The following is a 4,576-nucleotide window of genomic DNA, read 5'->3' as shown; positions in this document are numbered from 1 at the left end:
CTTCTTTGCACACATGGCTGCTTCTCCTTGATGCGCGGTTGATCCCAGTTAAGGATAACACAACGGTGGGGAAGCAGCCGACACATCCCATTAGCGGCCATTGGTTAGGGCGGTCCATCAACCGCGAATGCATTGTTTCCACACAGACAGCGCCCCTTGTGCATGCCACCTCCATTTGCTTCGGCAGTTTCTTAACATGGAATGGCCAATTTGTCCCAACCGGTTGTCACCAGAACCGCTGTGGTAAAGGCGGATTTGTCCAATTTGAGTGGGTCATGGTATTGTAGCAATGCCAATACCATTGGCCGACGGAGTGAAGCCGATGCCCAAAACACATGAACCTGACACCTTCGCTGCATTGGAAAAGCGGGAGTGGGCGACGCCCGAGGTCGCGCGATCCTATGCGCAGGTCTTTGCGAAAGCGGCAGATATGGTCGTGCCTTATCTGGTTGAAGCTGTGGCAGCCCAATCTGGCATGAGAGCCCTTGATCTCTGCTGCGGGCACGGCAACGTGTCGGCCGGATTGATCAAAGCAGGTGCCAAGGTCACAGGTCTCGATTTCTCACCCGCCATGCTGGACATGGCACGTGCCGCTGTGCCGGAGGCTCATTTTGTCGAAGGCGACGCCATGGCTTTGGAATTTGCCGATGGGTCGTTTGATGCAGTCACGATAGGCTTTGGGATGCCGCATGTGCCTGATCCTCCCAAAGTGGTAGCCGAGGCCCATCGCGTTCTACGACCGGGTGGCCAATTGGCCTTTTCAGTTTGGTGCGGGCCGGAAGTCGATACTGCCCTTGGTTATGTTTTTGGCGCCATTGGTCAACACGGGTCTCCAGACATTGGCTTGCCACATGGCCCCGGGGCAAATGACTATGCTGATCCGAAGATAGCCTTTCCCGTGCTGGAGAAGGCTGGATTTACAGATTGCCGTCAATCCACAGTCGCATCGAGTTGGCAAGTTAGTGACCCCGGTGCGCCTTATGATTTCTTTCTTGAGGGAACGGCCAGAGGCGGTGCTCTGTTGCGCCCACAACCCTCAGCGAATGCGGCAGCTATACGAGCAGCAGTTATATCAAAGGTACTAGAAAAGCACGGGTCAGGACCTGTATGGGACGTGCCAATTCCAGCAGTCGTGACTGTAGCGACCGCAGTATAGTCAACTTTCGTGATGCGGCTCCGTCATCTAAGCAGACGTTGTAGCGCCTGTTTCAGATGGCAGCAAAGTCCGCACATCGGCCACTCGGCTGCCGCAACGCGAAGGTCCGCTCTGACCAGTCCCACAGTTCCGCGCCATGACCGCTTTGGGCTGGGAGCAGTCATCTATGTCGGCGTCAGCGCTTCCAATGATGGCAAAGTCAGTCGCTGCACTACCGCAAGGCAGCTTAGAGCCCAACTTCACGGATGCTGCGGTATGCACCGGCGACTGATCTGCACCAAAGGCTACTTTTTGCGCTGGCGAACCGCTTCCATCGGGAGAGCGCTTGGGTCTACCGCTTCAGCGCCGACTGAGATGATCGGCTGGATTGTCGATGATGGCTATCCCGACGTTCCTAAGCGGATTGCAGATGATTGTCCTTGCAATCGGGTCAGTCTGTAGCTTGACGATATGGTGGCCATGGTTGGTGCGGCGCAGGCAGGATTGGGCGCCGTTCAGATATCTGGGTGGTGGGCCACTCTGCGGTGTGGCCATCGCGGAAATTACGTGTTTTTTGGATATCCTGATCCCGTATTGTATGGCGCACGGCAACAGTTTCGTGGCCTGGTGCCGCTAGTCCGCACAAAAGGTGATAGCGCCGAGTGCCATGGCCTTGCTGGAGCGCGCGATCTGGTCAGCGGCGGGACCTGATCCCACGGCCCGCGCCAGGGTAAGCCCGCCAATCAATGCCGACAGGAACGCCCAGGCCTTTGCCTCCTGTTCAGCCGCTGACTCCGCCTGCGGCAGGTGGTCAGCAATCTCTTTGACGATGCGGCTCATCATCTCCGCGTATTCTGTCTGCACATCCGGATCTGCCCTGATCACGTCCGGTGTCAGACCGGTCATTGCGCAACCGCCCTCAAGATCGATCCGGTGGCCGTGCCCAAGGTAATAGTCTGCAAAGGCTGCTGGCCACTGATCACCGTGGGTTTCTCGGTATTCAGGCAATGCGGCAAGCACCTCTTCCAAACCCGCGACAAGGGCCGCGCGGAAAGCTCCATTCTTGGATTTCAGATGGGCATAGAATGCGCCAGACGTCACGCCGGCGTCTTTCGCAATTGAGTCGACCCCTATCCCTGCATAGCCCTCTCTTCGAAACGCTCTCCCCGATGCTTGTAACAGCTTCACCTTGGTTGCTTCTGATTTTTTCATATTTATTTCAATCCTTTACTAAATATTATAACGATCGCTATATTATTTTATTGACGGCGAGCGCCAAACGCATTAGCGATATATAGAGATCGTTATATTTCGATCTGCAACCCGAAACAACCACCAAGATAGGTGGCCCGACCCTCAAGGATATGACGACATGTCTTCACGTGTGCCACGGCACGCGCCAGGTAAAGCTGCGCTGATGTCACGGCGCAGAGTGACCGCAGCGCTCACCGCCATTCCCCTAGCAGCAGTGGGGCTGACGGCTCGGAGCGCCGCGGCACCTGCACAATCCAATCAAAAGGAAAATCAAACCATGCCCGCCAAGGCCTTCGTTTACACAGAATTGCAAGCGTCCGTCCCCTTCACGGATGTCCCTTGGGAAAAGTTGAATGCTGCCATCGCGGCCCAGCCGGGGTTTGTTGACAAGACCTGGCTGTCCGGGCTGGGCACCCACTCTGTCGGCGGGCTTTACGGCTTTGCCAGTGTCGACGATGCCCTGCTTTATTGCACGGAGTTTTTCCCTGCGCTGGCCCGTGATTTTGGCGTGGCGCAGACAACGCGCGTCTTTGACAATCAGGCCACCGCAGAGGCCAGCGCGGCCATGGATGCGCCCCACTTTGGCGGAAAGATCACAACCGAACCGGGCGCATTTGTTTACACCGAAGTACAGGTCGCAGTGCCTTTTGAAAACGCGCCTTGGCGTGATCGCAACCCCGTCTTGCGCGAACAAAAGGGACTGCTATCCAAAGTCTGGCTTAGCGGACACAACACCAACTCGTTGGGCGGGCTGGATGCCTTCGACACAGTCGAAAACGCGTTGGATTTTGCCCTCAACGACTTCCCAAAAACGGCAGCCGCGATGAATGCCGCTTACTATACGCGCGTCTTTGATGCCCGTGTCACCGAGGCCGCAAGCCGCGGCCTCAATTCTCCCTACTACCTGTAATCTCCTCAACGGAATGGAACTGATATGAAACTCACCTCTTTTTCTGGCGCCATCATGGCCCTCGCGATGTCGTCATCGGCTGCCATGGCCGCCGACTGCTTTCAAATGGGCGGTGTTGCGATCCCCAACTTCTTTGGCGAAGGCGACGGCCAGCCGATGATCATCTCAGCCACTTTGACCGGCGCCGTTCAAAATGCTGCTGGCAAGATCACCGCGACTCGTGAGACCGAAACCGGTCTTGAGATGGACATGGAACACTATTTTGGTCGCGACGACGGCGGGGCGTTCCAAACCAAGGATCTGGGTATTCTGACCGCCGTGCCGGGCAAGCCGGGTCGTTTCATGATCGAGATCACCTACGACATTCAGCCAGACGTCACACGCGGCACGATGAAAGGCTACAGTGGCCAGTTCAACAGCTACGGCCTTGTCGATTTGCGCGACAGTGACAACCTTGTCGGGCTGGTGCGCTACCAAGGTGAAATCTGCCGCTAAAGTTTCCTACCGGGGGCAGATGCGGTCTGCCCCCGGTCATTCGAACCATTCAGGCGCATAATTATGAACACTGAAATCACCTCCTCAAACACCCCGCACGCTATCCTCTATACGATGGTGCGCGTCAAAGATCTTGATCGGTCTTTACGGTTCTATTGTGATGCTCTCGGGATGCAGGAAATGCGGCGCGAGACCTTTGCAGATGCGAAATTTACACTGGTTTTTGTCGGCTATGCCAACAGCAGCGCGCTGATTGAACTGACCTATAACTGGGGTGACAACAGCTACTCCCATGGCACCGGCTACGGGCATATCGCGTTGGAAGTCCAGAACATCCAGCAGGTGTGCAATCACCTGTCAGAATTCGGCATCAAAATCGTCAGGGCCCCCGGTCCAATGAAGATGGCACCGGATGAAACCGCAGAGCGTGAGATCATTGCGTTTATCGAAGATCCAGACGGCTACAAGATCGAACTTATCCAAGCCCCCTAGGTCCTGGGTCTCAAATTAAGACCTTACGCTTCGTCGCGCATCTTTAGACGGTGGCCAACCTCAACAATGGCCTCAAGTGCTGGCACAAGTTCGCCGCCCAGCTCGGTCAGGGCATATTCAACCGATGGGGGCGAGGTTGGTTGCACGTTGCGAGACAGCACACCGCGCTGCTCTAGCTCGGTCAGCCGGGTAGACAGCACCTTGGCCGAAATTGGCGGAATGTCGGTGCGCAACTCGTTAAAGCGGCGCGGGCCGGCACGCAGCGACCAGATGACGTTGGCCGCCCACGC

Annotated in this window: 6 protein-coding genes; 4 read left to right on the top strand and 2 right to left on the bottom strand. The window is 56.4% G+C overall.

The genetic code is table 11. From position 1 onward, the window contains the following. The first annotated feature begins 322 nt into the window (after positions 1-322). A complete protein-coding gene (locus BUB78_RS19670; RefSeq protein ID WP_073201090.1) occupies positions 323-1,156 on the top strand; it encodes a class I SAM-dependent methyltransferase in 834 nt (277 codons plus the stop codon). 612 nt (positions 1,157-1,768) lie between these two features. On the opposite strand, the gene BUB78_RS19660 is transcribed toward BUB78_RS19670, so the two are convergent. Beyond that, positions 1,769-2,347 carry a TetR/AcrR family transcriptional regulator gene (locus BUB78_RS19660; RefSeq protein ID WP_073201086.1) on the bottom strand — a complete coding sequence of 193 codons (579 nt, stop codon included), beginning with the start codon at positions 2,345-2,347 and terminating at the stop codon, positions 1,769-1,771. Between the two features lie 160 nt (positions 2,348-2,507). Here BUB78_RS19660 and BUB78_RS19655 point away from each other — a divergent pair, with 160 nt between their 5' ends. The 3 genes from BUB78_RS19655 (at position 2,508) to gloA (ending at position 4,286) form a co-directional block, all read left to right on the top strand. Next, a complete protein-coding gene (locus BUB78_RS19655; RefSeq protein WP_220084056.1) occupies positions 2,508-3,299 on the top strand; it encodes a YdhR family protein in 792 nt (263 codons plus the stop codon). A gap of 24 nt (positions 3,300-3,323) precedes the next feature. Beyond that, positions 3,324-3,794: a hypothetical protein gene (locus BUB78_RS19650; protein WP_073201081.1), complete on the top strand. Its 471-nt coding sequence runs from the start codon at positions 3,324-3,326 to the stop codon at positions 3,792-3,794. 63 nt (positions 3,795-3,857) lie between these two features. Continuing rightward, a complete protein-coding gene (gloA, locus tag BUB78_RS19645; RefSeq protein WP_073201079.1) occupies positions 3,858-4,286 on the top strand; it encodes a lactoylglutathione lyase in 429 nt (142 codons plus the stop codon). A 23-nt stretch (positions 4,287-4,309) separates the two neighbouring features. Here the strand turns inward: gloA and BUB78_RS19640 are convergent. Next, positions 4,310-4,576: winged helix-turn-helix transcriptional regulator (locus BUB78_RS19640; RefSeq protein WP_139279399.1), on the bottom strand; the 267-nt coding region annotated here is incomplete at its 5' end.

The organism is Roseovarius marisflavi, assembly GCF_900142625.1.
Lineage (GTDB): Bacteria > Pseudomonadota > Alphaproteobacteria > Rhodobacterales > Rhodobacteraceae > Roseovarius > Roseovarius marisflavi.
This window is presented reverse-complemented; position numbering and strand designations above follow the sequence as displayed.

Bases quoted from the DNA above. Each gene is read 5' to 3' on its own strand.
- BUB78_RS19670 (WP_073201090.1), top strand. From the start codon at position 323: ATGCCCAAAACACATGAACCTGACACCTTCGCTGCATTGGAAAAGCGG.
- BUB78_RS19660 (WP_073201086.1), bottom strand. From the start codon at position 2,347: ATGAAAAAATCAGAAGCAACCAAGGTGAAGCTGTTACAAGCATCGGGG.
- BUB78_RS19655 (WP_220084056.1), top strand. From the start codon at position 2,508: ATGTCTTCACGTGTGCCACGGCACGCGCCAGGTAAAGCTGCGCTGATG.
- BUB78_RS19650 (WP_073201081.1), top strand. From the start codon at position 3,324: ATGAAACTCACCTCTTTTTCTGGCGCCATCATGGCCCTCGCGATGTCG.
- gloA (WP_073201079.1), top strand. From the start codon at position 3,858: ATGAACACTGAAATCACCTCCTCAAACACCCCGCACGCTATCCTCTAT.